Source organism: Mixta calida (assembly GCF_002953215.1).
GTDB lineage: Bacteria > Pseudomonadota > Gammaproteobacteria > Enterobacterales > Enterobacteriaceae > Mixta > Mixta calida.
Map to the genome: position 1 here is coordinate 249,217 of NZ_CP026378.1, position 24,382 is coordinate 273,598.

At 59.4% G+C, this 24,382-nt stretch carries 22 protein-coding genes; 9 read left to right on the forward strand and 13 right to left on the reverse strand.

Features of this window, described 5'->3' with window-relative positions; genetic code table 11:
• Window positions 1–852: a PhzF family phenazine biosynthesis protein gene (locus C2E16_RS01115; RefSeq protein WP_084970400.1), complete on the reverse strand. Its 852-nt coding sequence runs from the start codon at window positions 850–852 to the stop codon at window positions 1–3.
• Window positions 853–966: 114 nt separating this feature from the next.
• Between C2E16_RS01115 and C2E16_RS01120 the strand changes: the two genes are divergently transcribed.
• A complete protein-coding gene (locus C2E16_RS01120) occupies window positions 967–1,590 on the forward strand; it encodes a glutathione S-transferase family protein (RefSeq protein WP_038630220.1) in 624 nt (207 codons plus the stop codon).
• Window positions 1,591–1,653: 63 nt separating this feature from the next.
• Here the strand turns inward: C2E16_RS01120 and C2E16_RS01125 are convergent, their stop codons facing one another.
• Window positions 1,654–3,108, reverse strand: a complete 1,455-nt coding sequence (locus C2E16_RS01125) for an aminotransferase-like domain-containing protein (protein ID WP_084970401.1) — start codon at window positions 3,106–3,108, stop codon at window positions 1,654–1,656.
• Window positions 3,109–3,242: 134 nt separating this feature from the next.
• On the opposite strand from C2E16_RS01125, the gene C2E16_RS01130 reads away from it, so the two are divergent.
• Window positions 3,243–3,830 (forward strand): LysE family translocator, encoded by a 588-nt coding sequence (locus tag C2E16_RS01130; RefSeq protein ID WP_084970402.1) that lies wholly within the window; start codon window positions 3,243–3,245, stop codon window positions 3,828–3,830.
• A 388-nt stretch (window positions 3,831–4,218) separates the two neighbouring features.
• Here C2E16_RS01130 and C2E16_RS01135 read toward each other — a convergent pair whose 3' ends face one another.
• On the reverse strand, window positions 4,219–6,618 hold the full coding sequence (locus C2E16_RS01135; RefSeq protein ID WP_038629502.1) for a phosphoketolase family protein: 2,400 nt from the start codon (window positions 6,616–6,618) through the stop codon (window positions 4,219–4,221).
• 150 nt (window positions 6,619–6,768) lie between these two features.
• On the opposite strand from C2E16_RS01135, the gene C2E16_RS01140 reads away from it, so the two are divergent.
• Entirely contained in the window at window positions 6,769–8,070 is a 1,302-nt protein-coding gene (locus tag C2E16_RS01140; RefSeq protein WP_052133984.1) for an SLC13 family permease, read from the forward strand.
• An 87-nt stretch (window positions 8,071–8,157) separates the two neighbouring features.
• Here the strand turns inward: C2E16_RS01140 and mqo are convergent, their stop codons facing one another.
• The 4 genes from mqo to C2E16_RS01160 form a co-directional block, all read right to left on the reverse strand.
• Window positions 8,158–9,741: a malate dehydrogenase (quinone) gene (mqo, locus tag C2E16_RS01145; protein WP_052133985.1), complete on the reverse strand. Its 1,584-nt coding sequence runs from the start codon at window positions 9,739–9,741 to the stop codon at window positions 8,158–8,160.
• 392 nt (window positions 9,742–10,133) lie between these two features.
• The gene (locus C2E16_RS01150) at window positions 10,134–10,529 is read right to left on the reverse strand and encodes a YgiW/YdeI family stress tolerance OB fold protein (RefSeq protein WP_052133986.1); all 396 of its coding nucleotides are present in this window, start codon (window positions 10,527–10,529) and stop codon (window positions 10,134–10,136) included.
• A gap of 37 nt (window positions 10,530–10,566) precedes the next feature.
• Complete coding sequence (locus tag C2E16_RS01155; protein WP_038629506.1) at window positions 10,567–10,962, reverse strand: YgiW/YdeI family stress tolerance OB fold protein; 396 nt, start codon at window positions 10,960–10,962, stop codon at window positions 10,567–10,569.
• A 151-nt stretch (window positions 10,963–11,113) separates the two neighbouring features.
• Complete coding sequence (locus C2E16_RS01160; RefSeq protein WP_038629507.1) at window positions 11,114–11,356, reverse strand: DUF1158 family protein; 243 nt, start codon at window positions 11,354–11,356, stop codon at window positions 11,114–11,116.
• A 763-nt stretch (window positions 11,357–12,119) separates the two neighbouring features.
• Here C2E16_RS01160 and C2E16_RS01165 point away from each other — a divergent pair.
• Both C2E16_RS01165 and C2E16_RS01170 read left to right on the forward strand, forming a co-directional pair.
• Window positions 12,120–12,989, forward strand: coding sequence for an alpha/beta fold hydrolase (locus tag C2E16_RS01165; RefSeq protein ID WP_257152249.1), 870 nt, complete (start codon window positions 12,120–12,122; stop codon window positions 12,987–12,989).
• Window positions 12,982–14,373: a hypothetical protein gene (locus C2E16_RS01170; RefSeq protein ID WP_038629511.1), complete on the forward strand. Its 1,392-nt coding sequence runs from the start codon at window positions 12,982–12,984 to the stop codon at window positions 14,371–14,373. The genes C2E16_RS01165 and C2E16_RS01170 overlap by 8 nt, the downstream gene beginning before the upstream one ends.
• A gap of 201 nt (window positions 14,374–14,574) precedes the next feature.
• On the opposite strand, the gene C2E16_RS01175 is transcribed toward C2E16_RS01170, so the two are convergent.
• The 4 genes from C2E16_RS01175 to C2E16_RS01190 form a co-directional block, all read right to left on the reverse strand.
• On the reverse strand, window positions 14,575–15,051 hold the full coding sequence (locus C2E16_RS01175; protein WP_038629513.1) for a YciE/YciF ferroxidase family protein: 477 nt from the start codon (window positions 15,049–15,051) through the stop codon (window positions 14,575–14,577).
• 287 nt (window positions 15,052–15,338) lie between these two features.
• Window positions 15,339–15,503, reverse strand: coding sequence for a con-10 family general stress protein (locus tag C2E16_RS01180; protein ID WP_038629516.1), 165 nt, complete (start codon window positions 15,501–15,503; stop codon window positions 15,339–15,341).
• A gap of 421 nt (window positions 15,504–15,924) precedes the next feature.
• Window positions 15,925–16,113: a hypothetical protein gene (locus C2E16_RS20705; RefSeq protein ID WP_038629517.1), complete on the reverse strand. Its 189-nt coding sequence runs from the start codon at window positions 16,111–16,113 to the stop codon at window positions 15,925–15,927.
• Window positions 16,114–16,140: 27 nt separating this feature from the next.
• The gene (locus tag C2E16_RS01190; RefSeq protein WP_038629518.1) at window positions 16,141–17,082 is read right to left on the reverse strand and encodes a nucleoside hydrolase; all 942 of its coding nucleotides are present in this window, start codon (window positions 17,080–17,082) and stop codon (window positions 16,141–16,143) included.
• 397 nt (window positions 17,083–17,479) lie between these two features.
• Here C2E16_RS01190 and treB point away from each other — a divergent pair, with 397 nt between their 5' ends.
• Complete coding sequence (treB, locus tag C2E16_RS01195; RefSeq protein ID WP_084970404.1) at window positions 17,480–18,901, forward strand: PTS trehalose transporter subunit IIBC; 1,422 nt, start codon at window positions 17,480–17,482, stop codon at window positions 18,899–18,901.
• A gap of 43 nt (window positions 18,902–18,944) precedes the next feature.
• On the opposite strand, the gene C2E16_RS01200 is transcribed toward treB, so the two are convergent.
• Window positions 18,945–20,096 (reverse strand): DUF1624 domain-containing protein, encoded by a 1,152-nt coding sequence (locus C2E16_RS01200; RefSeq protein WP_104951396.1) that lies wholly within the window; start codon window positions 20,094–20,096, stop codon window positions 18,945–18,947.
• Window positions 20,097–20,423: 327 nt separating this feature from the next.
• Between C2E16_RS01200 and crcB the strand changes: the two genes are divergently transcribed.
• Window positions 20,424–20,801, forward strand: coding sequence for a fluoride efflux transporter CrcB (gene crcB / locus C2E16_RS01205; RefSeq protein WP_038629522.1), 378 nt, complete (start codon window positions 20,424–20,426; stop codon window positions 20,799–20,801).
• Window positions 20,802–20,884: 83 nt separating this feature from the next.
• Window positions 20,885–21,703 (forward strand): sugar phosphate isomerase/epimerase family protein, encoded by an 819-nt coding sequence (locus C2E16_RS01210; protein ID WP_084970405.1) that lies wholly within the window; start codon window positions 20,885–20,887, stop codon window positions 21,701–21,703.
• 115 nt (window positions 21,704–21,818) lie between these two features.
• Here the strand turns inward: C2E16_RS01210 and C2E16_RS01215 are convergent, their stop codons facing one another.
• Entirely contained in the window at window positions 21,819–22,433 is a 615-nt protein-coding gene (locus C2E16_RS01215) for an alpha/beta hydrolase (protein ID WP_084970406.1), read from the reverse strand.
• A 111-nt stretch (window positions 22,434–22,544) separates the two neighbouring features.
• Here C2E16_RS01215 and C2E16_RS01220 point away from each other — a divergent pair, with 111 nt between their 5' ends.
• Window positions 22,545–24,377, forward strand: coding sequence for an ABC transporter ATP-binding protein (locus C2E16_RS01220; RefSeq protein ID WP_084970407.1), 1,833 nt, complete (start codon window positions 22,545–22,547; stop codon window positions 24,375–24,377).
• The last annotated feature ends 5 nt before the right edge of the window (window positions 24,378–24,382 follow it).

Below are 24,382 nucleotides of genomic sequence, written 5' to 3' on the forward strand. Positions count from 1 at the left end.
TCAGACCGTCAGGACGCCGTCGATCGCCGTCAGCGTCTCGCCGCCAATCCAGATGCCGTCGTCGCGGAAGCGCACGCTGATACGGCCGTCGCGCTGAATGGCGGTGCCCTGGCGCGCCAGGTAGTCCTGCGGCATCCCCTGCGCCGCCAGATAGCGCGCCAGGCAGGCGTTGGCGCTGCCGGTAACCGGATCTTCCGTCAGCGCGCCCTGTTCCACCAGCAGGCCGCGCACCTCATACGCCACCTCGCCGTCGTCAGACGGGCCGAACGGCATCAGGCCGGTTACCCCGGCGTCCGCCAGCAGCTGCGCCAGGCACGGCACGTCGGGGTTGATATCCAGCACCGCCTGCGCCGACGTCATCGGCACCAGCAGCCAGCGAATCCCCATATCGACGATGGTCACGGTGTGTTGCATATCAAAAGCCTCGCTGTTCAGCGCCGCAGCGATGCCGGGATGCTGCCATGCCGACAGCGTCGCTTCCGGTGCGGCAAACGCCAGTTCACCGCCTCTGCCGATAGCGATCTGCACCAGACCGACGCCGCACTCCTGTACCATGCGGCCCGGCGTTTTCGGCTGATGTCCCGCCTCCAGCAGCGCGTGGGCGGTGCCCAGCGTGGGATGTCCGGCAAAAGGCAGTTCGCCTTCGATGGTAAAGATGCGCACCCGATAGTCGGCGTCAGGATGCGTCGGCGGCAGCACGAAAGTGGTTTCGGAAAGATTCGTCCAGCGGGCGATGCTCTGCATTTGCGCATCGCTCAGCGCGCTGGCGTCAAGGATCACCGCCAGCGGATTGCCGCTGAAAGGCGCGCTGCTGAAAACATCGACCTGCTTAAAAGGAAGCGGAGTTGCCATTATTTTCCCACCGTTGTGAAACAGAAACCTGATTACTAACGCGTTTCTGTTGCTAACGTCAATCAGGGCAACTATGAATAACGATACCGACATTTACTTTTCATGGCTGAAACGATGCTGAAAATTCTGGGGCGCGCCTCTTCGATCAATGTCCGCAAGGTATTATGGCTGTGCGACGAGCTGGGGCTGACGTATCAGCGGGAAGAGTGGGGAGAGGGATTTAAATCGACGCACGATGCGCGTTTTCTGGCGCTGAACCCGAACGCGATGATACCGGTGATTCAGGATGACGATTTTATTCTCTGGGAGTCGAACACTATCATCCGCTATCTGGCGAACCGCTACAGCGGCGAATGGCTCTATCCGACGCCGCCGCGCGAACGGGCGCGCGTCGATCAGTGGATCGACTGGCAGGCCACCGAGCTGAATACCGCCTGGCGCTACGCCTTTATGTCGCTGGTGCGCCAGTCGCCTGCCCATCAGAACGCGCAGCTGCTGGCTGCCGCCTGCAAAGGCTGGACCTGGACCATGGGCATTCTGAACCAGCAGCTGCAAAAGACGGGTCGCTATATCGCTGGCGACCGCTTCACCCTGGCGGATATTCCCATCGGCCTGTCGGTGAACCGCTGGTACGAGACGCCGCTGGAACATGCCAACTACCCCGCCGTGCGCGCCTACTATGAGCGGCTGACGGGACGCGACGGCTATGTCAAATGGGGACGCAACGGCACGCCGTAGCGCAGTACTGGCGCGCACGATCGGCGAGCGGGCACGCTTTCGCCCGGCTCCGCTCTGAAAAGATCACTCCGCGCCCGCCGGCAGATCGCTCATCTCGCAGGCCAGCGCGCCCGCGCGGCTGATGGCGTAGCGGTAACGTTCGTCGAACGGGTAGCAGCAGGAGAGACGCAGCGCGTGATCGGCGCGGTCGCTCAGCGTATAGAGCGCGCCGGGCGTCAGGCAGATCTTCTCCTGCAACAGACGGTGAAACAGCGCCACGGCGTCGATCTGTTCCGGCAGCGTCACCCAGAACACAAAGCCGCCCTGCGGACGCGTGGCGCGGGTGCCGACCGGAAAGTGCTGGGCGATCAGGCCGCGCGCCTCGTCGAGATTGGCCGCGTAGCGGCGGCGCAGCGTGCGCAAATGGTGCTCATAGCCGCCGGTCGCCAGGAACTGAGCGAGGGTTTCGCACAGCAGCGTGGGTTCCGCCATCGAGGAGAATGCCTTCAGTCGCGCCACCGCCTGCGAAAAGCGACCGGCCGCCATCCAGCCGATGCGGAAATCGGGCGCCACCGTTTTGGTAAAGCTGGTGCAGTAGATAACCCAGCCGTCACGATCGAACGCTTTGGTGGTCGGCAGCGGCGGCGTGCGGTCCTGAAGTTCGTCATACAATCCATCCTCAATCAACGGCACCTGCCAATGGTTCATCAGCGCCGCCAGCCGTTTTTTATTCTCCAGCGGCATGCTGCATCCCAGCGGGTTCTGCATGCCGGGCATGGCGATCAGCGCCTGAATGCGCCGCTCGCTCAGCACCATTTCCAGCGCGTCCAGCGACAGACCGTGCTGCGGATCGGTCGGGATTTCCAGCGCGGTCAGACCGAGGCTGGCGAGCAGGGGAAAGAGAAAGAAGTAGGTGGGCGTTTCCAGGCCCACGCAGTCGCCCGGACGGGTTGTGGCGCGCAACGCCAGCTGCAACGCCTCCATGCAGCCATGGGTCAGCGTGACGCCGTCCGGCGTCAGCTTCATGCCCATATAGCTGGCGCGCCGCGCGATCTCCTCACGCAGCCGTTTACTGCCTGGCGGCAGCGCATAGCGGCCAATCATCTGCGGATTGCGTCGCAGCAGCGAGGCGGTGATGCGCGCCAGCTTCGCCGCCGGATAGAAATCGCCGTCGCGCGGGCAGGCGAGCGAAATATTGGTGTAGTCGGGATGGTTTTGCGCCGCGAACACCGTATCGATCAAATCCAGCTGCGCCTGTCCCGGCGCCGCCACGGTGGCGCGATAGCCAGGAACTTTTTCCGGCGCGGGCAGCACGCTGCGCACGTAATAGCCCGACTGCGGGCGCGACTCAATCAGCCCGCGATCCTCCAGCACGCGCCAGGCGCTGAGTACGGTGTTGATGCTGAGCTGCTGCGCGGCGGCGACGCGTCGAATAGCGGGCAGACGACTGCCGGGCGGCCAGGTGCCGTCCTGAATGGCGCGGGCGAAGTCGTCCGCCAGCTGTTGGTAGCGCGTGATTTCAGGCGAGGTCACAGACACAGTTGCTCTCCGGGCTGATGGTTACAATTGATAAATTGGAAATCTGTACCCCTGACAATACTGTTTTGTTGTCTCTGTTACCATTACTGACCGCTGCATAACATAAAGCTTCTGTTTTCAGGCCGGAGCTTGCCATGATTGATCCTTCTTTTTTCAGCTATGTCACCGTGATGTCAATAACGCCGGGGCCCAATAATCTGCTGCTGGCGACCTCAGGCGTCAATTTTGGCCTGCGCCGTACGCTGCCGATGGTGGGCGGCATTCTGCTCGGCTGTTTGATCCAGCTGCTGCTGATGGCGATGGCGCTTGAGCTGCTGCTGGGCTGGATGACGCAGATGCGCCTGCCGCTGACGCTGCTGGGCTGCGGCTGGCTGCTCTGGCTGTCATGGAAAATCTGGCGTGCATCGGCGCCGACGCTCGCCGCGCGTCAGCGGCCCATGTCGACGCTGGGCGGCGCGCTGTTTCAGGCGGTCAATCCCAAAGCCTGGCTGATGGTCAGCAATGTGGCGCTGCTCTATATTGCGGATAATGGCGTAATGACAGTGCTGGCGGGGTACGCGCTGCTGAATTTGCCCTGTATTTTGCTCTGGGCGATGCTGGGGGAGCGGATGCGCCTGTTGCTTGATATCGACTGGAAGCGGCGGTTGTTCAACGGCGTGATGGCGGCGTCGCTGGCGCTGACCGCACTCTGGATGCTGTATGAAGCATGGGGCGGAGGTTGATAAGGTGCGCGTCGGGCGACATGACCCGTTCGCAAAGACGCAAAAACGGCATCCCTGCCGGCTCGGCCCGCGCCGTCCATAGCGCGGGACGCTTTGCTCGCCGGTTCATGTCGCCCTTCTGAAGGTGAGGGTGCGCGTCGGGCGACATGACCCGTTCGCAAAGACGCAAAAACGGCATCCCTGCCGGCTCGGCCCGCGCCGTCCATGGCGCGGGACGCTTTGCTCGCCGGTTCATGTCGCCCTTCTGAAGGTGAGGGTGCGCGTCGGGCGACATAACCTGTTCGGCAGGACGCAAAACGGCATCCCTGCCGGCTCGGCCCGCGCCGTCCATAGCGCGGGACGCTTTGCTTATCGGTTTCTGTCACCCTTTTATAACGGTGACGCCAGGTTACTCCGGCGCACCGCCGCTGCCCTGCTGCGAAGGCCATTTCCAGTTGCGCACTTCCGGCACATCTTCGCCATATTCACGCACGTAGCGATGATGCTCGGCGATTTTCTCCTCCAGCGCGTCGAGAATCGCGTCCGCTTTGTCCGTTAGCGACGCCACGCGCTGAATCGCATCCTGCGCCAGATGGTAACGATCCAGCTCGTTCATCACCGTCATATCGAACGGTGTAGTAGTCGTGCCTTCTTCCATAAAACCGTGTACGTGGAAGTTGCGATGGTTGTTGCGCTGATAGGTCAGACGGTGAATCAGGCTGGGATAACCATGGAAAGCGAACACCACCGGCTTGTCGACGGTGAACAGCTGATCGAACGCCGCATCCTCCATGCCGTGCGGATGCTGATCTTTGGTTTGCAGCGCCATCAGATCCACCACGTTGACCACGCGCACGCGCAGTTCCGGCAGGTATTCGCGCAGCAGATCGACCGCCGCCAGCGTCTCCATCGTCGGCACGTCGCCCGCACAGACCATCACCACATCCGGCTCCTCGCCCGGCTTTTCAGTGCCCGCCCACGGCCAGACGCCCATGCCCGCCTCGCAGTGTTTAATCGCCTGATCCATCGTCAACCACTGCGGCTCCGGCTGCTTGCCAGCGATAATCACGTTAATGCGATCCCAGGTTTTCAGGCAGTGATCGCCCACCCACAGCAGGGTATTGGCGTCAGGCGGCAGATAGATGCGTACGATATCCGCTTTTTTGTTAGCGACGTGATCGATAAAGCCGGGGTCCTGATGGCTGTAGCCATTATGGTCCTGGCGCCAGACGTGGGAGGAGAGCAGATAGTTCAACGAAGAGACCGGCTTGCGCCACGGCAGCTTGCGCGTCACCTTGAGCCATTTGGCGTGCTGGTTGAACATCGAATCGACGATATGAATAAAAGCTTCATAGCAGTTAAACAGGCCGTGACGACCGGTTAGCAGGTAGCCTTCCAGCCAACCCTGACACTGGTGCTCGCTGAGAATCTCCATCACCCGTCCGTCAGAGGCCAGCTGTTCGTCATACGGGCGCACCTCTTCCATCCAGGTGCGGCTGGTAACGTCGAACACTTTGCTGAGCCGGTTGGAGGCCGTTTCATCCGGCCCAAACAGGCGGAAATTGTCTTTATTGCGTTCAAAGATGGCGCGCAGATACTGGCCCAGCACCTCGGTGGACTGCACCTGTTTTTCACCGGGCGTCGTGACATTCACGGCGAACTCGCGGATGTCGGGCGTATCCAGCTCGCGGCGCAGGCGTCCGCCGTTGGCATAGGGCGAAGCGCCCATCCGCTTCTCACCCTGCGGCGCCAGCGCGCGCAGCTCCGGTCGCAGTCGGCCCTGCTCGTCGAACAACGTCTCCGGTTGATAGCTGCGCATCCACTGTTCCAGAATCTGACGGTGGCCGTCATCTTCGCGACAGGAGGCGACCGGCACCTGATGCGCGCGCCAGAAATCCTCGACTTTTTTGCCGTCGACGGTTTTTGGACCGGTCCAGCCTTTCGGGCTGCGCAGAATAATCATCGGCCAGCGCGGGATGACGTCCGACGTCTCGCCGCGACGGGCGCGCTGTTGATAATCGCGGATCTTGTCGAAGGCGCGGTCCAGCGTGTCGGCCATCAGGCGGTGCATTTTTTCCGGCTCGTCGCCGCAAACGAACAGCGGCTCATAGCCGTAGCCGCTGAACAGCTGATGCAGATCCTCGTCGCTGCTGCGTCCCAGCAGCGTCGGGTTGGCGATTTTATAGCCGTTGAGGTGCAGGATCGGCAGTACCGCGCCGTCGCGCGCGGCGTTCAGGAACTTGGTGCCGTGCCAGCTGGAAGAGAGCGGGCCGGTTTCCGCCTCGCCGTCGCCGATGACGCAGGCGGCGATCAGATCGGGGTAATCAAACACCGCGCCGAACGCGTGCGAAAGCGAGTAGCCCAGTTCGCCGCCTTCGTTAATCGATCCGGGCGTTTCCGGCGCGGCGTGGCTGGGAATGCCGCCGGGGAAAGAGAACTGCCTGAACAGCCGCTGCATCCCGGTGGCGTCTTCGCTGATGTCCGGGTAGATCTCGCTGTAGCTGCCCTCCAGCCAGGTGTTGGCCACCATGCCGGGGCCGCCATGCCCCGGACCGCAGATATAGATCATATTGAGGTCGCGGTGGCGGATAATGCGGTTCAGGTGAGCATAGATAAAGTTCAGACCGGGCGTGGTGCCCCAGTGGCCCAGCAGGCGCGGTTTAATATGTTCGGGTTGTAACGGTTCGCGCAGCAGGGGATTATCCATTAAGTAAATCTGGCCGACCGACAGATAGTTGGCGGCGCGCCAGTAGCGATCGAGCAATGTCAGTTCTTCTTCGGCGCCGGGTTGCGGCTGTGCATGGGTCATGCTTTTCCTCCGGTGACTGCAATCACAAATACGGACATGGAGCGCTTTACCAGACCGTGATGAAATTCAATACTCTTTAACCCTAATAGAAGAAATCTTAATCAGCCAAAAATCAGGCTTTTTTCGGCTGCGCTGGCAAGGAGCTATCCGTTGTTCACGTCCGATCCCCATCTCTGGCTGACGACGCTGGTCGTCGCAGCGACGATTCTGCTGTGGGCCAGCGCGCGCCTGCCGGAATTCATTACTGCGCTGCTGTTTTTCGCTGCGGCGATGCTGCTGCATATCGCGCCTGCCGCCAGCGTGTTCGGCGGTTTCGCCTCATCCGCCTTCTGGCTGGTGCTGAGCGGTTTTATTCTCGGCGTCGCGATCCGTAAAGTCGGGTTGGCCGACCGGCTGGCGTACAGGCTGGCGCCGCATCTCAGCGGCAGCTGGCCGCGCATGGTCGGCGGCGTGATCGTCATCAGCTACATGCTGGCGTTTGTGATGCCTTCCAATATGGGGCGCATCGCGCTGCTGATGCCGGTAGTGGGCGCGCTGGCGAAACGGGCGGGGATCAAAGAGGGGAGCCGGGGCTGGATTGGCCTGGCGCTGGCGGTCGGCTTCGGCACCTTTCAGCTCTCCGCCAGCATACTGCCCGCCAATGTGCCGAACCTGGTACTGACCGGTGCGGCGGAGACCGCTTACGGCATGCATCCCGGCTATCTGCCGTGGCTGTTTTTACAGGCGCCGGTGGTGGGACTGCTGAAAGGGGCGCTGCTGACGCTCTGTATCTGCCGCCTGTTTCCGGCGCGGCCTGCGGCGGTCATCCGCGCTGACGCCACGACGCCCATCAGCCGCGAGGAGCGGCGGCTGATGGCATTGCTGCTGGTTACGCTGCTGCTGTGGATGACCGACAGCCTGCACGGCGTGTCGCCCGCGTGGGTCGGGCTATGCGCCGCCTGCTTCTGCCTGCTGCCGCGCGTGGGGTTCGTCTCCAGCGAGGCGTTCGCCAGCGGCGTGAATTTCCGCACCTGCCTCTATGTCGCCGCCATTCTCGGCGTCACGGCGGTGGTGGTCGATTCCGGCCTCGGCGATCTGATCGCGCGCGGCTTACTGCGCGTGACGCCGCTTGATCCCGCAACGCCTTTTGCTAACTTCCTCTCGCTCAGCGCCATTACCGGGCTGCTGAATTTTGTCGTCACCGCCAACGGCGTACCGGCGATGTTTACGCCGATGGCGCAGAGCTTCGCCGACGCCTCCGGCTTTCCGCTGGCTAGCGTGATTATGTTGCAGGTATTGGCCTACGCCACGCCGCTGCTGCCTTACCAGGCGTCGCCGGTGGTGCTGGCGATGGCGCTCGGCAACGTGCCGGCGCGCGACGGCCTGCGGCTCTGCCTCTCGGTGGCGCTTATCAGCCTGCTGCTGCTGTTTCCGCTCTACTACGGCTGGTTTTGTCTGCTGGGTTATCTGTAACGGGTGGCGCGACGGGCGGCAACAGCGCCGCTGCGCCAGACGTAAAAAAGGCGGCATAGCGCCGCCTGTTTTCTGTCCGATGCGGATTTACTTGCCGACGACGTCGGCAGTCTGCGTCGGTTCGTCGTTGGCTGCCGCTGGCGTCATCGGCGTATAGTCGAGCTGCAAAATGCGGCTGGTTTCCGCCAGCTCATGCTCGGTGGCGCTGATATTGCCGTTGAGCTTCTGGCCGTAAGAGGGCACCAGCTCTTTTATCTTCGTCTGCCATTCCGGCGTGGCGAATTTATCTTTAAATACCTTTTGCAGCAGGTTCAGCATAATCGGCGCGGCGGTGGAGGCGCCCGGCGACGCGCCCAGCAGCGCGGAGACGGTGCCGTCCTGCGAGGCGATGACTTCGGTGCCGAGGCGCAGCACGCCGCCTTTTTCGGCATCCTTTTTGATGATCTGCACGCGCTGTCCCGCCTGCACCAGACGCCAGTCCTCTTTCTTCGCTTCCGGGAAATAGTCCTGCAACGCCGCATGACGGTCGTCGTCGGTCAGCATTAGCTGGCTCACCAGGTATTTCACCAGGTTGAAGTTATCCAGGCCGACGCGCACCATCGGCAGCAGGTTGCTGGCGGTAATCGAGCCGAACATATCCAGCAGCGAGCCATGCTTCAGGAATTTGGTGGAGAAAGTGGCGAACGGGCCAAACAGCAGCACCTGCTTGCCGTCCAGCACGCGCGTATCCAGGTGCGGCACTGACATCGGCGGCGCGCCGACCGAGGCTTTGCCGTACACTTTCGCCAGATGGCGTTTCACCACCTCCGGGTTTTCGCTGACGAGGAAGGAGCCGCCCACCGGGAAACCGGCATACGCTTTCGCTTCAGGGATGCCGGTCTTTTGCAGCAGCGGCAGCGCCGCGCCGCCCGCGCCGATAAACAGATAGTTGGCATTGACCGCGCTTAACGCGCCGCCGTTCGCCAGGTCGGCGATGGTCACTTTCCAGCTGCCGTTGGCGTTGCGCTGAATATCACGCACTTCATGGCGGGTGCGCAGACGAAAGTTTGGGTTTTTAGCCAGTGAAGTCACCAGCTGGCGCGTGATTTCGCCGAAATTGACGTCGGTGCCGATAGTAATGCGCGTCGCGGCGACCTTCTGCTGCGGATCGCGGCCCTGCATCATCGCCGGCGCCCATTTAGCAATCTGCGCGCGATCTTCTGAATATTCCATGCCGCGGAACAGGGTGCTTTTTTGCAGCGCCGCATAGCGTTTGCGCAGGAAATTAACGTTGTCGTCGCCCCAGACGAAGCTCATGTGCGGGGTGGTGTTGATAAAACTGCGTGGGGTATGCAAGGTGCCTTTCTGAACCAGGGAGGCCCAGAACTGGCGGGAAATCTGGAAGGCTTCGTTAATCTCGATCGCTTTCGCGATGTCGACGGCGCCATTCTTTTCCGGCGTGTAATTCATTTCTGCCAGCGCGGAGTGACCAGTACCGGCGTTGTTCCAGCCGTTTGAACTCTCTTCCGCCACTTTATCCTGCCGTTCTACCATCTCGATAGACCAGCCTGGCTCCAGCTCCTGAAGATAAGTGCCCAGCGTGGCACTCATGATCCCTCCGCCGATGAGCAGTACATCGACGTCCTTTTCCCCTCCTGTCGCTGCATGTTTGCTGAGACCTAAAGCATTCATACACCGCGTCAGAAGTAATGCTGATTTACGCATGAGGCGACATCTCCGTCCGTTGATGAATCAACGGTAATTGCAGGTGAAAGAGACCGTCTTCTGTTCGGCGGATTATCCTCTTTCCATAAATGTCCGAAATCTTCCTGGTTTAACCACACTAAAAGTGCAGGTTAACTGCACGTTATACGTACCGGGAGAAATATAACATTCTCGCAATAAAATTGAATAATTTGTTTAAAATTTAAAATGTGGTTAAGTTTTGAGCAGGCTGAAGCGATTAGCTTCACAGTTTCAGCGCGCGGAATGTTAAAGAAGAATGTAAAGCGCAGCGGGAGAGGACGTGTAGGTAAGCGTTCCCTTACTTCATGCAGCAAGGGAACGGGCGAAACGGCGGGAATTTACATCAGATTGAGCTTTTTCACATGAACCAGCACGTTTTTGCCATGGCGCAGCACGGTGCCGTTAACGGTGATTAAATCGTCCGGCTTCACTTCCTGGCCCTGCCAGACCGCATCGTCAATTTGCAGCTGTGCGGTGCCGGACGCGTCGCGCAACACCCAGGTTTTACTGCCGCTCTGGCGCAGGATATTGCCTTGCAGCGTTACCCAGGTGCCGGTCGAAAGCTGCGCCAGCTTATTCGCTGCCGTCAGCTTCTGGTTGTCAGTGACAGCGCGGTAGCCATCTTTCTGATCTTCCGGCGGCGGCGCTTTGCCGTCTGGATTAAAACCGCCATCGGCGGCCAGCGCAGGGGCGGCGATCAGGGCCGCCAGGCATAGCGTCAGAAATTTATGCATAACGGCCTCCTGTTATTTCATTAAGGCAGCGGCGGACTTATGGCGCGCCCAACTGTTCGACGTCGACCCAGCGACGTGCGCCGTCGTGACGCAGACGGCCGTTCATCCGCACCTGATCCTCAGCGTCATAGGTTTTGCCATCAAACACTTTTTTCGGGATCACCAGGTCAATGGTTTCATTGTTGCGACCGCGCAGCTGATAGCTCTGTTCGCCTTTTTGCTTCACGATATAGCCTTCCAGCGTCACCCAGGCGCCGTCGCGCATGGTTTTCACCTCGCTGATGGAGGGCGAAGTGGTGTCTTCCGTGCCTTTATAGCCGCTGTCCTGCGTGCGCGGCGGCGTCTCGCCGCCTTTATAGCCGCCAGCGTCATCAGCGAACGCAGGCAGGGTAAACAGGGCGATCAGGGCGGCGATAGTGAATTTTTTAGCCATAGCTTCTCCTTAATGATTGTCCTTTCGGGCAGGCAAAAAACGCCATATCAGATAATAAGCCTGGCACAGTCTGATAAAGTCGTGAGAAATCAGCGCAGGACCGCTGCAATAACGCGCAGCGGGGGGCAGGACGCGGGCCGGAAAAGGCGAGTTAAACCTGGCCGAAGCGACGCCAGAGAAAACGCAGCACAAAAAACTCAATGGTGCCCAGCAGCAGGAACCACAGGCAGAGCACAATGGTGTAAAGCTGGTTGAGATCGCTGAAGTGAAACAGCGACATCAGACGTGCCGCCAGCTCCGGGCCTAAAGCGGGCGCAGGCAGCAGCAGCGCGGAGAGAAAGCCCAGCAGCAGAATGCTCATCGGCGCAAGCCAGTTTTCAAAAGTGGATTTCATGGCGGTTAAAAGAGTAAGAAAAACCAGAGCGTTATTGTCCGGGAATTAGCGCGCGGGTTCAACGATTAGCGCCGCTAAGCGCTTCCGCCATTGGGTTATTCATCCCAAACGCTGTTTTATGCACAGACTCAACGGGATGCTCAATCCCGCATGTAGAAGAATATTCTTGAATAATCAATCATATGGCATCTGTAAAACCGCGAAAAGGTGAAAAAGCGGTCCTCTCGTTTAACTTTTGTTTAAGATAACATTTGCATAATCGTGGTCCATTATGTGATCTGCTTCAAAAAAACGTTGCCGGCCAAAAGGGCAGCCGTTATAATTTCGTTGATTTTTTCAACAAAAGTTATTCAGGTCCACGCTATGAAAAAGTTCTTTCGGTATGTGTTTCGTGCTTACGTTGAAACCTTTAAGCATGTACCGCCAGGCGCGCTGAACTAACGGCGCCGCCGCACAGAAACCCCTCGATAACCGCGGCCAGGGATCGGACCGATGGTTATCAAATCCTTCTTACTGCGATAACCCCTCTTTTCCAGCCGTGATGTCAGCGCCGCAGCCCGCCTGTGTCACTCTCTTTTTCTCCTAAATGCCGATTGTTGATAGCCATCGCACACTTTCATGCTCTGCGTCCCACAGGCGGGACGGCGGATAAGGCGAAGCGCCATTTAGCGCCTAAACTTAGCGGGTATCCTTACTCTGAGGGCAGCTGATGAAGAGAACACCCCGGCGGCGCGGGCCAGATAACCGCGCAGTGCTTCTCGGTATGGCCACCGCCATAGCCGGTACCGCCCTGCTTGTCAGAAAGTGGCGCAAGTGGCAGCAAACTCCGCCGGTCGGCATTCACAGCCATCAGGCGGGCCTGGCAGGCTACTATCAGCAGGTCGGACCGTGGCGCATGTTTACCCGCACCACGCCGGAGACACGCCCTGGTCTGCCGGTGGTGCTGCTGCATGGTCTCGCGCTTTCCGGGCGCGCGATGGAAGATTTAGCCCTGGCGCTCGGATGGGAATATCGCGTGCTGGTGCCCGATCTGCCCGGCTTTGGCGGCAGCGCGTTTCCCGCCTCGCAGCCGGTATTGGATGTCGACCGGCTGGCGGAGGCGCTGTGGATGTGGATGCAGCAGAACCAGCTGTCGCGGGCGATTTTCGTCGGCAACGCCTTTGGCTGTCAGGTGTTGGCCGCGCTGGCGGTAGCCCATCCCGAAGCGGTGGCGGGGCTGGTTTTACAGGGGCCGACCGTCGATCGCCGTTCCCGCTCGCTGCTGCATCAGGTCTGGCGTGACTGGCGCAACGGCCGCCGCGAATCGCACCGTTCGGCTGCCGCGCTCTGCCGCGTCGATTTCGCCAAAGCGGGCGTATGGCGCATGGTCGGCACGCTGCGCGCCATGCTGCGCGACCGTATTGAACAACGTTTGCCCCATATCAAAGCGCCGGTACTGGTGGTGCGCGGCTCGTATGATGTGGTGTCGCCAGCGCGCTGGGTGGAGGAGATGGTGGCGCTGTTGCCGCGCGGCGAGCTGATAACGCTGCCAAAGGGCACCCACACGCTGCATTACGTCTATCCCTGGAGCTACAGCCGCGCGATTCGTCCCTTTATTGCCCGCGTGCAGAAGGAGTATGAACATCATGAGTAAACCCCCACGCGGTATCGCCCGCTTCGACTCATCGGCAGCGATGGTGACGGCGCTGAGCAACGCGCTGCATCAACGTCCCTTTAGCAGCCCCAGCCAGTCGCCGGGTCTCGATCGCGTTTTGCCCGCGCTGAACCTGCTGCCTGAGCGGCTGCGCGAATGGGGTTACGCGGTCGGCGGCATGTCTGAGGGCATCACGCTTACGCAGGCGCAGCAGCTGGATATCGAAGGCATCGCGCGCTGGGTCGCCGGACAGTATCCACAACAGCAGTACCAGGCGGCCTTTGTCGGCTCCTCTAACGGCGCGATGGTGCATCTGGCGGCGGCGATGGGCGTGCCCTGGCTGCCGCAGACGTTCCTTTGTCCAGTACGATCTTCCCATAACGATCCCGATGACGCGCAGCAGGGGTTTACCGAAGGCAAGCCGATTGTTGATGCGCTACTGGCCACTTCGCCGCACATCGCGGTGCATCAGATGCAGGACCCGAATCAGGATCGGCTGATGCTGGAGCAGATGTCCTATTTCCGCCTGAAGCACCGCAAACTGCCGCTGGAATATAATGAGTTTTTACTCAGCGCGCTGCCGCCAGGCGGCACGTTGGTCATTAACCACTGTACCCAGCAGTGGCCCGCGACGCGCACCAGCGATCGCTCGTTTTATCAGTTTGGCTCGTTAGGCGGCGCCACCGAGCAGGAATATTTTGAAGGCGGGCCGCGGGTAATGGAGCATCTGGCGCGCTACGGCAGCGACCGGGAAAAATGGCAGCCGCCCGCGCCGGACGTCACGGTGCCGGAAGCGGAGTGGGGCTTTGACGCGCATCTGATGGCGGAGCTGAAAAAACTGGCGAATAGCCAGGGCTGGAAGCTGGTAGAGCTGCGCTACGAAAACCCGGAGGCGCTGAGCTTCGTCGCCGCCGAGATTTACCGCGACTGGTATATGTCGGCCGGGATTATCGCTTCGCGGCTGGTGGTGGACAATTTTCTGCTGATGGACCCCTGGACCACCATGCAGCAGCACGCCATACCTTTCTGGCTAAGCTTCTGCACCGAGCCGTCCGCCAGTTCGCTACAGCGCTACCTGGACAGGCAGCCGCCGTTCCGCAATATCGATCTGATGCTGTTTTCACACGGTACGGAAAGCATCGGCATGGCGTCCATTGACCGCTGGCAGCAGCTGTTAAACTACGCTACCGATGAAGGCGCGTTTGTCGGCGTCGATACGGAAAAATTTCCACGCGATTTCGCTACGCTGTCGCGCTTCGACCGTGAGCTACAGCAGCGCGCGCCGCTGTTGCCGCCGCCGGATCCGCTCACCGTCGAGTCGTTCCTGGCCGCCGTGCAGCGCTATGGCGATAAGTTTCATGTGGAATGCTTACAGCATAATTAGCCGTTTATTCACGACGCAGGGAGGCGTTGTGCGACAGGCAAACAGAAAGGGTTAGCTATGGCGAAACGGAGCCGGCCGGCAATGCTCTGATGCAGAGAGAAGGGAACGGTAAAAGGAAATCGCTTGCGAGGCGGCAGAGGTTTTCGCGGGTGTCGGCGCAGGGCAAAAAAAAGCCAGGCCGTCGGGCCTGGCGTAAAAATCTTACTGCGTTTGTTCAGCGATCATCGTCAGTTTCTCATCGGTCGCTTTTTCTTCGTTCAACGTTTCTTCCAGCAGGCGAGCCGCTTCTTTGTAGCCCAGCTTGATGGCCATTGCGCGCAGCGTGCCGTAGGTAGCGATTTCGTAATGCTCAACTTTCTGCGCCGCGCCGATCAGACCGGCATCAAGCACCACGCCTTTTTCAACGGAATCAATCAGTTCCTGCGCTTCTTCCACCAGACCTTCCATCGCGTGGCACTTCATACGTTTGATACGTACTTCCGGGGTCGCTTCAACCAGCTGGTCAAGGCGCTCGATTTGACCTCGGGTTTCTTCGAGATGAGTTTTGAACGCTTCGATAAGTTTTTCATCGCTGGCGGCACGCGCCATTTTCGGTAGCGCACGGCTAATTTGTTTCTCAGCGCTATATACGTCAGAGAGATCGTGAATAAACAGGTCTTCCAGCGTTTTAATACTCATAATTTTCTCCATAACCAAAGGCTAATTCATTAATTAAATATTTCAGGGTAACGCGCCCTGTTAATTTCAGTATAGCCAGGAGTAAACAACTGCAACGGCAAAAAGGTAAGATTAAGACTCATCCTGCTTTTACCGCTACGCTTGTTTTAAATAAGGACGCTTACCGAAAAGTCACTTTTATTAGTCAGCGCGCTCGTGGAATAGAAAAACACAAATAAAAATAGCCCGTAGTGCGAGAACGCACTACGGGCTTCACTAATCCTGTCAGGCGGCTGCCCGCTTAAAGATTAGCTGCGACGGCTGTTCTGACCGCCTTTTTTGCCTGCTTCAGAGGCTTTTTCACGGTCATTTTTGAAGTTGCCGCCGCTCTGCTGGCCGCCTTTTTTACCTGCTTCAGACGCTTTTTGACGATCTTCCGCGAAGTTACCTGAACCACCACGATGCTGAGTCATATTATTTCTCCTCGTGTGAGTTAACAGAATGCATATATTTATCAGTGGGGAGACAAATATATGCGCATCCAACGCTTTTAAATCTAGCGGGTAGCAGTGGGATTGCAAGGAAACGGCAGCTAAAAGTTTTTCTTATGGTGAGTAAAAATAACTTAAGTCCGCGTTACGTAACGGTTAAATGAAAATGTTATATTTTATGAATGAGGCCGATAATAACTGTTGCCGCTGAGCTTGTTCACCTGCGCAAATAGAACAGAGACGGTTATCAGGAATGGATGCCAGGATTGTTCCTGGATCGGCAGGCCAGGCAAACAATAAAAATTAGCATTCAGAAACTTCCGCTTCGTTTATTTTGATCTTTAATTAGAGGGCAACACTGATTCCACTACTACGGAGGAGATGACTGATGCATACGACATGGTTACGATCCCGTGAACTTCCTCATCTGGGGACTTTCATCGTGTTGAAGAAAGGAAAAGCCGCGTGGCTGCTGCTGCGCAATGGCGGAGCCGTATTCCGCTCTGTCCGATGGCTGCGGCGGCACAGCCATGCTTTTGAACCGGTTAACGGCCTGCCGCGCGCGCAGTAGTTTTTGTTCAGGCGTCGTCATGCGCGGCGCCTGATCCTTCCGCCATTTTCATCTCTGTTCTTCCTGATTTTGCTGGCTCAGCGCCTGTAAAAAGTGACGTTTCACCGCTTCGGCATCAACGCCGAGACAGATGCGCTGCGGCGTACAGTCGGCGAAAGCGTTATGGCGTGAGGCAAGCTGCGTTAGCTGCCGCTGGGTTTGTCCGCTGGCAATGCCGTCGGTGACGACGCGGATCGGCGCCTCCACGCAGTGAAACCAGTCGGGATTTACCAGCCAGCTGATCGTTAAGGTATCGTGCAGCGCCATACCGTCGAAACGCTCTTTTTGCAGGCTGTAATCGAGATAGCTGCGTGAAATGGCCTCCAGCACCGGCTGCTGCAACGCGCGTATCGCCTCGCCGCCGACCAGCACCTGATGCGTCACATCCAGCGGCACCAGCACGATCGGCAGCGCCGAACTGAGCACCTGATCCGCCGCGTGCGGATCTTTCCAGATATTGAATTCGCTGAAGGGCGTGACGTTGCCCGCATGCCCGTCGGTGCCAAAGGCGCCGCCCATGATCACCAGCTCTTTTACCTTCGAGACGATCTCCGGCGCCTGGTTAAGGGCGCTGGCGATATTGGTCAACGGACCGATCGCCACCAGCGTAATTTCGCCGGGGCGCGCGTTAACGCTGCGAATAATAAACTCGACGGCGTTCTCCGCTTCGCCGCTAAAAGGGTTAGCGAACACGCCGCCCAGCCCGTCGGCGCCGTGAACCTGCGCGGCGGGCGCGGTCGGCGCAAGCGCAAGCGGGCGCGAACAGCCGCGATAAATCGGCGCGTCGATCGCCATTTTCTGACAAAACAGGCGGGCGTTTTTCACCGCCTGATCCACCGTCACGTTGCCGAATACGGTCGTTATGCCCAGCAGCCGTTGCGTGCGGGCGGCATAGGCGAGCGCGAAAGCGTCGTCCACGCCGATATCGGTATCCAGAATAATGTCGCGCACCTGTTTTCTCCCCCGGTTTAGGTTGTCGCCTGCAGCATCGACGATTAGGCGAACGGCGGCAAGCGGACCTTTGATTCAGAGCCATGATTAATTAGCAAAGCATATAAAACCGGCCCCCTTGTCCGCCCCCACAGGTTTATTCAACGCCCAATCCTTACCTGCCGCTTCAATTCCTTTTTGAATTAATGAGTTATAAAACATGGCGGCTGCCTTTAGCGATATGCGAACAAAATATCAGCAACTATTTTGTGATTGCTCTCAATAATTGGCGCCTCGCGGCTATCAGGGAAATAGTTAAGCCGCTAATGTCAGCCAGGTTTGCTGAATTTCATTATCACCGCTCGTACAGCGCTATCTGATTTGCATTTCGCACTCAATACCGTCGGGAAGGTTAAAAATGGCAATTAAAAGCAATCCACAGGATATTGATAAACTAATCGATTTGGTCGGCGGGAAGGGCAATATCGCCACCGTCTCTCACTGTATTACGCGCCTGCGATTCGTGCTTAACGAACCGGCGAAAGCGAAGCCGGCCGAAATAGAAAAGCTGCCGATGGTAAAGGGTTGCTTTACCAACGCCGGGCAGTTTCAGGTAGTGATCGGCACTGACGTGGATGACTGGTATCAGCTGCTGTTGAAGCAGACCCAGCTAAGCGGAACAGATAAAGAGAGCGCCAAGCGCGTGGCGCGGCAAAATATGAAATGGCACGAGAGCCTGATTTCCCATTTCGCTGAAATCTTCTTTCCCCTGCTGCCCGCGTTAATCAGCGGCGGTCTGGTGTTGGGTTTTCGTAATCTCATCGGCGATCTGCCGCTGTATAACAACGCGCCGCTTACCGAGGCGTCGACGGCCTGGAAAAGCATTTATGACTTTTTATGGCTGATCGGCGAAGCAATCTTTTTCTATATTCCGGTGGGCATCTGCTGGTCGGTGGTGAAAAAAATGGGCGGCACGCCGATTCTCGGCATTGTGTTGGGCATTACGCTGGTTTCGCCGCAGCTGATGAACGCCTATCTGCTTGGGCAGCAGACGCCGGAAGCATGGGATTTCGGCTGGTTCGCGATTGATAAGGTCGGCTACCAGTCGCAGGTGATCCCGTCGATTCTGGCGGGCCTGACGCTGGCGTGGATAGAGCTGAAGCTGAAGCGTATCGTACCAAACTATCTGACGCTGGTAGTGGTGCCGGTAGTATCGCTGCTGGTGGCGGTGTTTCTGGCGCACACCATTATCGGGCCGTTTGGCCGCATCGTCGGCAACGGCATCGCATGGGGCGTTAGTCACCTGATGACCGGGCCGTTCGCGCCGGTAGGCGCGGCGCTGTTTGGCTTCCTCTATGCGCCGCTGGTCATTACCGGCGTGCATCAGACTACGCTGGCGGTGGATTTGCAGCTGATCCAGAACCTCGGCGGCACGCCGGTCTGGCCGGTTATCGCGCTCTCCAATATGGCGCAGGGCTCCGCGGTGCTGGGCATTATTTTTATGAGCAAGAAAACCAACGAGCGCGAAATCTCGGTGCCTGCCGCCGTCTCCGCCTATCTTGGCGTAACGGAACCGGCGATGTACGGCATTAATATGAAATATCGCTTCCCCATGCTGTGCGGGATGATCGGATCCGCCTGCGCTGGATTGATTTGCGGGCTGGCCGGGGTAATGGCGAACGGCATTGGCGTCGGCGGCCTGCCGGCGATCCTGTCGATCAAAACCGCGTACTGGTCGATCTTCGGCACCGCGATGATTGTCGCAATTGTGGTGCCGCTGCTGTTAACCATGGCGGTTTATAAGCGCAAGCACGCTACCGGCAAGCTGTTGGTAGTATGAGCCGCAGTTGAAAAAACGGCGGCGCAGGCCGCCGCCGTGCGGGTTAAAAGTATTTCAGCCAGCGGATATCGCGCCGCTGCTGTTTCAGGCGGCTGAAGCGGCGCACCGGCCACCAGAGCAGCAACGCCAGCGCCAGCATGCAGAGCCACAGCTGCCAGACGGCGTCGAAGCCGAACCAGTCGCCCTGGTTTTTCCCCCAGCGCGCTTCGGCCAACAGGTAGAGCGCCTTCAACACGTAGAGATGCAGCAGATAGAAAAACATCGGCGCGCTGCCGAACACCGCCAGCCAGCCGATAAAGCGGCTCTTCTCTTCCACGCGTTCAAACAGCGCCAATAAGGTCAGCCCCACGCCCAGCGTCAGGCAGAGAAACAGCAGCGAAGGCGGATATTTGGTGATATTGAAAAACGCCATCGCGCTTTCGCCCAGCGTCGTGCCCGCCTGCAAGGGTTTTTCGCCGTAGCCATTGATCAGACGCAGCGCCGCAAACAGGCCGAGCAGACCCGCAGCGGCGGCGAACAGCGCCCGGCCTCGCTGCGCGCTGCGCCAGCCAGGTTGCCAGAGCTGTCCGGCGCAGTAGCCCAGCGCGATTACCCCGACCCACGGCAGCAACGGATAAGAGGTGCGCATCCGCAGCGTATCGCCGATCTCAATCCAGCCGCGATCGTGCAGAATCGCCCACGGCAGATGCCACGGCGAGCCTGGCGCGGCGTGAATGCCGTCGAGCAGGTTATGTCCCGCCACCAGCAGCACGCCGACCGCGGCGATCGCCCACAGCGGCAGCCACAGCAGCGCGCTCAGCGCCAGCATGCTCAGGCCGATAGCCCAGATCACCTGCAAATAGAGGACTTCAGGCGGGAAGCTAAAGGTCCAGGCGAAGTTAACCAGCGTCAGCTCCAGCGCGATCAGCACCACGCCGCGCTTCAGCAAAAACAGCGAAACCGCTTCGCGGCTCTGCTTTTTCTGCTGATAGAGCGCGGCGGAAAGGCCCGTCAGAAAAACGAATACCGGCGCGCACAGGTGCGCCAGCGTGCGGCTGATAAACAGCGCCGGATCGGTGTGCGCGACATCGATCGGATCGGACAGCTGTTTATGCAAAAAAAAGGTTTCGCGTACGTGATCCAGCAGCATCAGCAGGATCACCAGGCCACGCAGCGCATCGATGGCCTGCAGGCGTTGAACGAGCTTATCGGACATATCCATTTCCCAGAAGACTAAAGGCGAAATGTTATATCATAACAAAAAGCAGCGACTCAACGATCTTTACCTGGAACGGCGGCTAAGGAGAGACGCGCAACGCCTGCTGGCCTGGCGCTATTGTCTGACGCGCCCGGCGCGGCTAAAATCAGCGGCATCAAGGTGATGGCGTGCCACCTTTCCTGACCGCGGCTCTTCAGAGCGCTGATGACGCCTGACGCGACGCTTTCTTAACGGGAAGGTGTGCCGCATGTCAGGACGTCGACCTCTTCCTCTATGCGACATACCCTGTGAATCATTCCTTTTACTTTCTGGACCTTAACGGCGATGTTGAAATCGATGCTGGCGGTAATGCTGGGAGGCGCGGCGGGCTGTACGCTGCGCTGGTTAATCTCTTTACGCTTTAACGCCCTGTTTCCCAGCCTGCCGCCCGGCACGCTGCTGGTAAACCTGCTGGGCGGGCTGATTATCGGGATGGCCACCGCCTGGTTTATGAAAAATCCGCAGCTGTCGCCGGAGTGGAAGTTGCTGATCGTGACCGGGCTGTGCGGCGGCCTGACCACCTTCTCTACCTTTTCCGTTGAAATCATGACGCTGATGCAGAGCGGCAAATACCTCTGGGCGATGGGGCATGTGCTGACTCATGTCATTGGGTCGCTGCTGATGACCTTCGCCGGTTTTATGCTGGTTAACCTGCTGGGTTAGGTCAGCGCAGCGATCGCCTTCTACAGTTAAACAGGGCGGCGCGTCTGCGGGCGCGCCGGTTTTCCCGCTAACAAGGAGGGACTATGACGACTAACCGTACATTTCTTAACCTGGTGCTGCTTTCCGGCGACGCGCAGACGCAGCTGCAGGCGGCGAAAGAGGCCGGTTTCGATGAGGTGGAGATCTGGCAGGAAAGTATCGAATCGGCGGATGGCGGCGCGACGGCGGTGCGTGAACGGGCGCAACAGCTTGGCATGGGCTTTACCAACTGCCAGGTGCTGCGCGATTTCGCCGGCGCGCCGCTGACGCTGCGCGCTGAAAAACGTCAGGAGGCGCAGCGATTTTTCCGGCTGGCGCAGGCGATTGGCTGCGATACGGTGCAGGCGCCCGCCTGTACGCGCGACGACTGCCAGGCGGCGCTGATCGACGAGGATTTACGCTGGCTCTCCGCTGAAGCGGCGCGCCACGGCCTGCGGATTATGTATGAGCCGATGGCCTGGAGCCGCGTCGATAACCGGCTGGAGCCGACCTGGCGACGACTGGAGCGGCTCGATTTGCCTAACGTCGGGCTGGTGGTAGATCTGTTTCATATCGCCGCGCGCGGCGACGACGCCAGCGTGCTGGAGAGCATTCCGGCAGAGCGGATTTATGAAGTGCAGCTGTGCGATATGGCCGAGGCGGTGACGCCGGGCGATATGGCGCATCTGGTGGATACGGCGCGCCATCGTCGGCTGTTGCCCGGCGACGGCAATCTGCCGGTGGCGGAATATGTCGCCGCGCTGAAGCGCAAGGGCTACCGTGGGCCGGTCGGCATAGAAGTGTTTAACGATCAGCTGCAACAGCAGCTGCCGACGCGCGCGGCACAGCAGGCGTTTGCCGCGCTAAGCCGTTGTTGGTCATAGCGGCCGATGTCGTGAGCGCGGCGAGCGAGCCTCATCCGTCGCATTCAGAAAACCGCTGGCGACAGCGGTAAGCGCTGAAGGAGATTATCTGCGCGGACGGGAGCGAACCGCCGGATTACAGTCGGCTGCCGACGCCGAAGCAGCGGGCGATAAAGGCCACTGCCCGCTGCGCGCCTGCGCCGGAAATCGTGTGGCCGATGCCCGCTTCATACTGTGTCTCTACCGGCACGCCTGCCGCCTTCAGCCGCAGCGAGGCGGATTCGCTCTCTTCCCAAGGGATCACCGCGTCGACCCTGCCGTGCACCAGCAGCACCGGCGCGTGGCGCACCGGCATCAGTGGTTCGGGCGTTGCCAGTCGGCCGGAAAAAGCCACCACGCCCGCCAGCGGCCAGCGCCCGGAAGCCAACGCGTCCAGCGCCATACTCGATCCCTGAGAAAAACCCACCAGCAGCACGTTTTCCGGTTCGGTGACCTGATGCGCGCTCAGCAGACCGTGCAGCGTTTTGTCAAAGGCGGAGCGGGCGGCGATCACGCGTTCGGCACGGTTCTGCGGCGTAATGCCGTCAAGGCTGAACCACTGGTAGCCGGGGCCGTGATCGAAGCGAAAGGGCGCGTCGGGCGCGGCGAAGGCGGTGGCGGGCAACAGGGGGGCCCAGTGCGGGCCAAGCCCGGCCAAATCGTCGCCGTTGCTGCCGACGCCGTGCAGAAAAATCACCAGTTTTTTTGTCATCTTCGCCTCCGCATAGAAAGTTTTAGCATGCGCTTTTACGCCGCAGAGTTAAACCCTCGCGCCAAATTGCACTAAGCTCAGAGACTCGTCGATTAAAAAGTGAGCGTGCGTATGCTGTTTCGCCGTTTCGAACGTTACATCAACATTTTTCAGGATGCCCCCGGCGAGGCGCCGCCTGAAACCGTATGGGCCTTCTACCGTTATTTCCTGCGTCAGGTATGGCGCAGCTTCGCCGCGCTGCTAACGGTTGGGCTGATTACCTCGTTGATTGAAGTAGCGCTTTACCGCTATCTTAGCCAGCTGATCGATATGGTTAACGCCTCGACGCCGGCCAGCTTCTTTCACGAGCACTGGGGCACGCTGCTGTGGATGGCGGCGGTGGCGATGATTCTGCGTCCGATGTTTATCGGCCTGCACGATCTGCTGATCCACCAAAGCATCGGGCCCAGCCTTGGCAGCCTGATCCTCTGGCAGAATCACAGCTACGTGCTGCGCCAGAGCCTGAAGTTTTTCCAGAATGATTTTTCCGGGCGCATCGCGCAGCGCATTATGCAAACCGGCAACGCGCTGCGTGATTCGGCGGTGCAGCTTGTCGACGCCATCTGGCACGTTTCTATCTACGCCATCACCTCGCTGGTGCTGTTCGCCGAGGCGGACTGGCGGCTGGTGCTGCCACTGATTATCTGGATCGTCGCTTACGCCAGCACGCTGCGCTACTTCGTGCCGCGCATCAAGGCGCGCTCGGTGGTTTCGTCTGAAGCGCGCTCTAAACTGATGGGCTGCATTGTCGATGGCTACACCAATATCACCACCCTGAAGCTGTTCGCCCATACCGATCTGGAGCAGCGCTACGCGCAGGAAGCGATCGGCGAGCAGACCGAAAAAACCCAGCACGCCAGCCGTATGCTGACCAGCATGGACGTGACGCTTTCCACGCTGAACGGCCTGCTGATTGGCGGGACCTGCGGCCTGGCGCTCTGGCTGTGGAGCGAATCGCTGATTACCGTCGGCGCGATCGCGCTGGTTACCGGGCTGGTGATCCGCATCGTCAATATGTCCGGCTGGATCATGTGGGTGGTGAACGGTATTTTCGACAATATCGGCACGGTGCAGGATGGCCTGACCACCATCGCGCAGCCGCTGAGCGTTACCGACGCGCCGGACGCCAAACCGTTGCGCGTCCAGCAGGGCGCCATCCGTTTTGACAGCGTGCGCTTTGACTACGGCGGCGGTCGTCAGGTGATCAACGATCTGCATCTCGATATTAAACCGGGCGAGAAGATCGGGCTGATTGGCCCGTCGGGCGCCGGGAAATCGACGCTGGTCAACCTGCTGCTGCGGCTGTATGACCTGAACGGCGGCCGCATTACCATCGACGGGCAGGATATCGCCAGCGTCACGCAAACCAGCCTGCGCGCGCAGATCGGCATGATCACCCAGGACACCTCGCTGCTGCACCGTTCGATTCGCGATAATCTGCTGTATGGCCGTCCCGACGCCAGCGAAGCGGAGTTGTGGACCGCGATTCGTCGCGCGCGCGCCGAAGAATTTATTCCGCTGCTGTCCGATAATCAGGGGCGCAGCGGGCTGGACGCGCACCTCGGCGAGCGCGGCGTGAAGCTCTCCGGCGGGCAGCGTCAACGTATCGCCATCGCCCGCGTGCTGCTGAAAGACGCGCCGATTCTGATCATGGATGAGGCGACCTCGGCGCTCGATTCCGAAGTCGAAGCGGCGATTCAGGAGAGCCTGGAGACGTTGATGGAGGGCAAAACGGTGATCGCCATCGCCCACCGTTTATCCACCATCGCCCGGCTCGACCGTCTGGTGGTGCTGCAAAATGGCAGGATTATCGAAATCGGCAACCATCAGCAGCTGCTGGCGCAGAACGGGCTCTATGCCCGCCTGTGGCGGCATCAGACCGGCAACTTCGTCGGCGACTATTAAGCCTG

Bases quoted from the DNA above. Each gene is read 5' to 3' on its own strand.
- C2E16_RS01155 (WP_038629506.1), bottom strand. From the start codon at position 10,962: ATGGCTAAAAAATTCACTATCGCCGCCCTGATCGCCCTGTTTACCCTG.
- C2E16_RS01165 (WP_257152249.1), top strand. From the start codon at position 12,120: ATGGCCACCGCCATAGCCGGTACCGCCCTGCTTGTCAGAAAGTGGCGC.
- C2E16_RS01200 (WP_104951396.1), bottom strand. From the start codon at position 20,096: ATGTCCGATAAGCTCGTTCAACGCCTGCAGGCCATCGATGCGCTGCGT.
- C2E16_RS01135 (WP_038629502.1), bottom strand. From the start codon at position 6,618: ATGACCCATGCACAGCCGCAACCCGGCGCCGAAGAAGAACTGACATTG.
- C2E16_RS01115 (WP_084970400.1), bottom strand. From the start codon at position 852: ATGGCAACTCCGCTTCCTTTTAAGCAGGTCGATGTTTTCAGCAGCGCG.
- C2E16_RS01175 (WP_038629513.1), bottom strand. From the start codon at position 15,051: ATGAGTATTAAAACGCTGGAAGACCTGTTTATTCACGATCTCTCTGAC.
- C2E16_RS01160 (WP_038629507.1), bottom strand. From the start codon at position 11,356: ATGAAATCCACTTTTGAAAACTGGCTTGCGCCGATGAGCATTCTGCTG.
- C2E16_RS01180 (WP_038629516.1), bottom strand. From the start codon at position 15,503: ATGACTCAGCATCGTGGTGGTTCAGGTAACTTCGCGGAAGATCGTCAA.
- C2E16_RS01170 (WP_038629511.1), top strand. From the start codon at position 12,982: ATGAGTAAACCCCCACGCGGTATCGCCCGCTTCGACTCATCGGCAGCG.
- treB (WP_084970404.1), top strand. From the start codon at position 17,480: ATGGCAATTAAAAGCAATCCACAGGATATTGATAAACTAATCGATTTG.
- C2E16_RS20705 (WP_038629517.1), bottom strand. From the start codon at position 16,113: ATGACGACGCCTGAACAAAAACTACTGCGCGCGCGGCAGGCCGTTAAC.
- C2E16_RS01120 (WP_038630220.1), top strand. From the start codon at position 967: ATGCTGAAAATTCTGGGGCGCGCCTCTTCGATCAATGTCCGCAAGGTA.
- crcB (WP_038629522.1), top strand. From the start codon at position 20,424: ATGTTGAAATCGATGCTGGCGGTAATGCTGGGAGGCGCGGCGGGCTGT.
- C2E16_RS01150 (WP_052133986.1), bottom strand. From the start codon at position 10,529: ATGCATAAATTTCTGACGCTATGCCTGGCGGCCCTGATCGCCGCCCCT.
- C2E16_RS01215 (WP_084970406.1), bottom strand. From the start codon at position 22,433: ATGACAAAAAAACTGGTGATTTTTCTGCACGGCGTCGGCAGCAACGGC.
- C2E16_RS01210 (WP_084970405.1), top strand. From the start codon at position 20,885: ATGACGACTAACCGTACATTTCTTAACCTGGTGCTGCTTTCCGGCGAC.
- C2E16_RS01220 (WP_084970407.1), top strand. From the start codon at position 22,545: ATGCTGTTTCGCCGTTTCGAACGTTACATCAACATTTTTCAGGATGCC.
- C2E16_RS01130 (WP_084970402.1), top strand. From the start codon at position 3,243: ATGATTGATCCTTCTTTTTTCAGCTATGTCACCGTGATGTCAATAACG.
- mqo (WP_052133985.1), bottom strand. From the start codon at position 9,741: ATGAATGCTTTAGGTCTCAGCAAACATGCAGCGACAGGAGGGGAAAAG.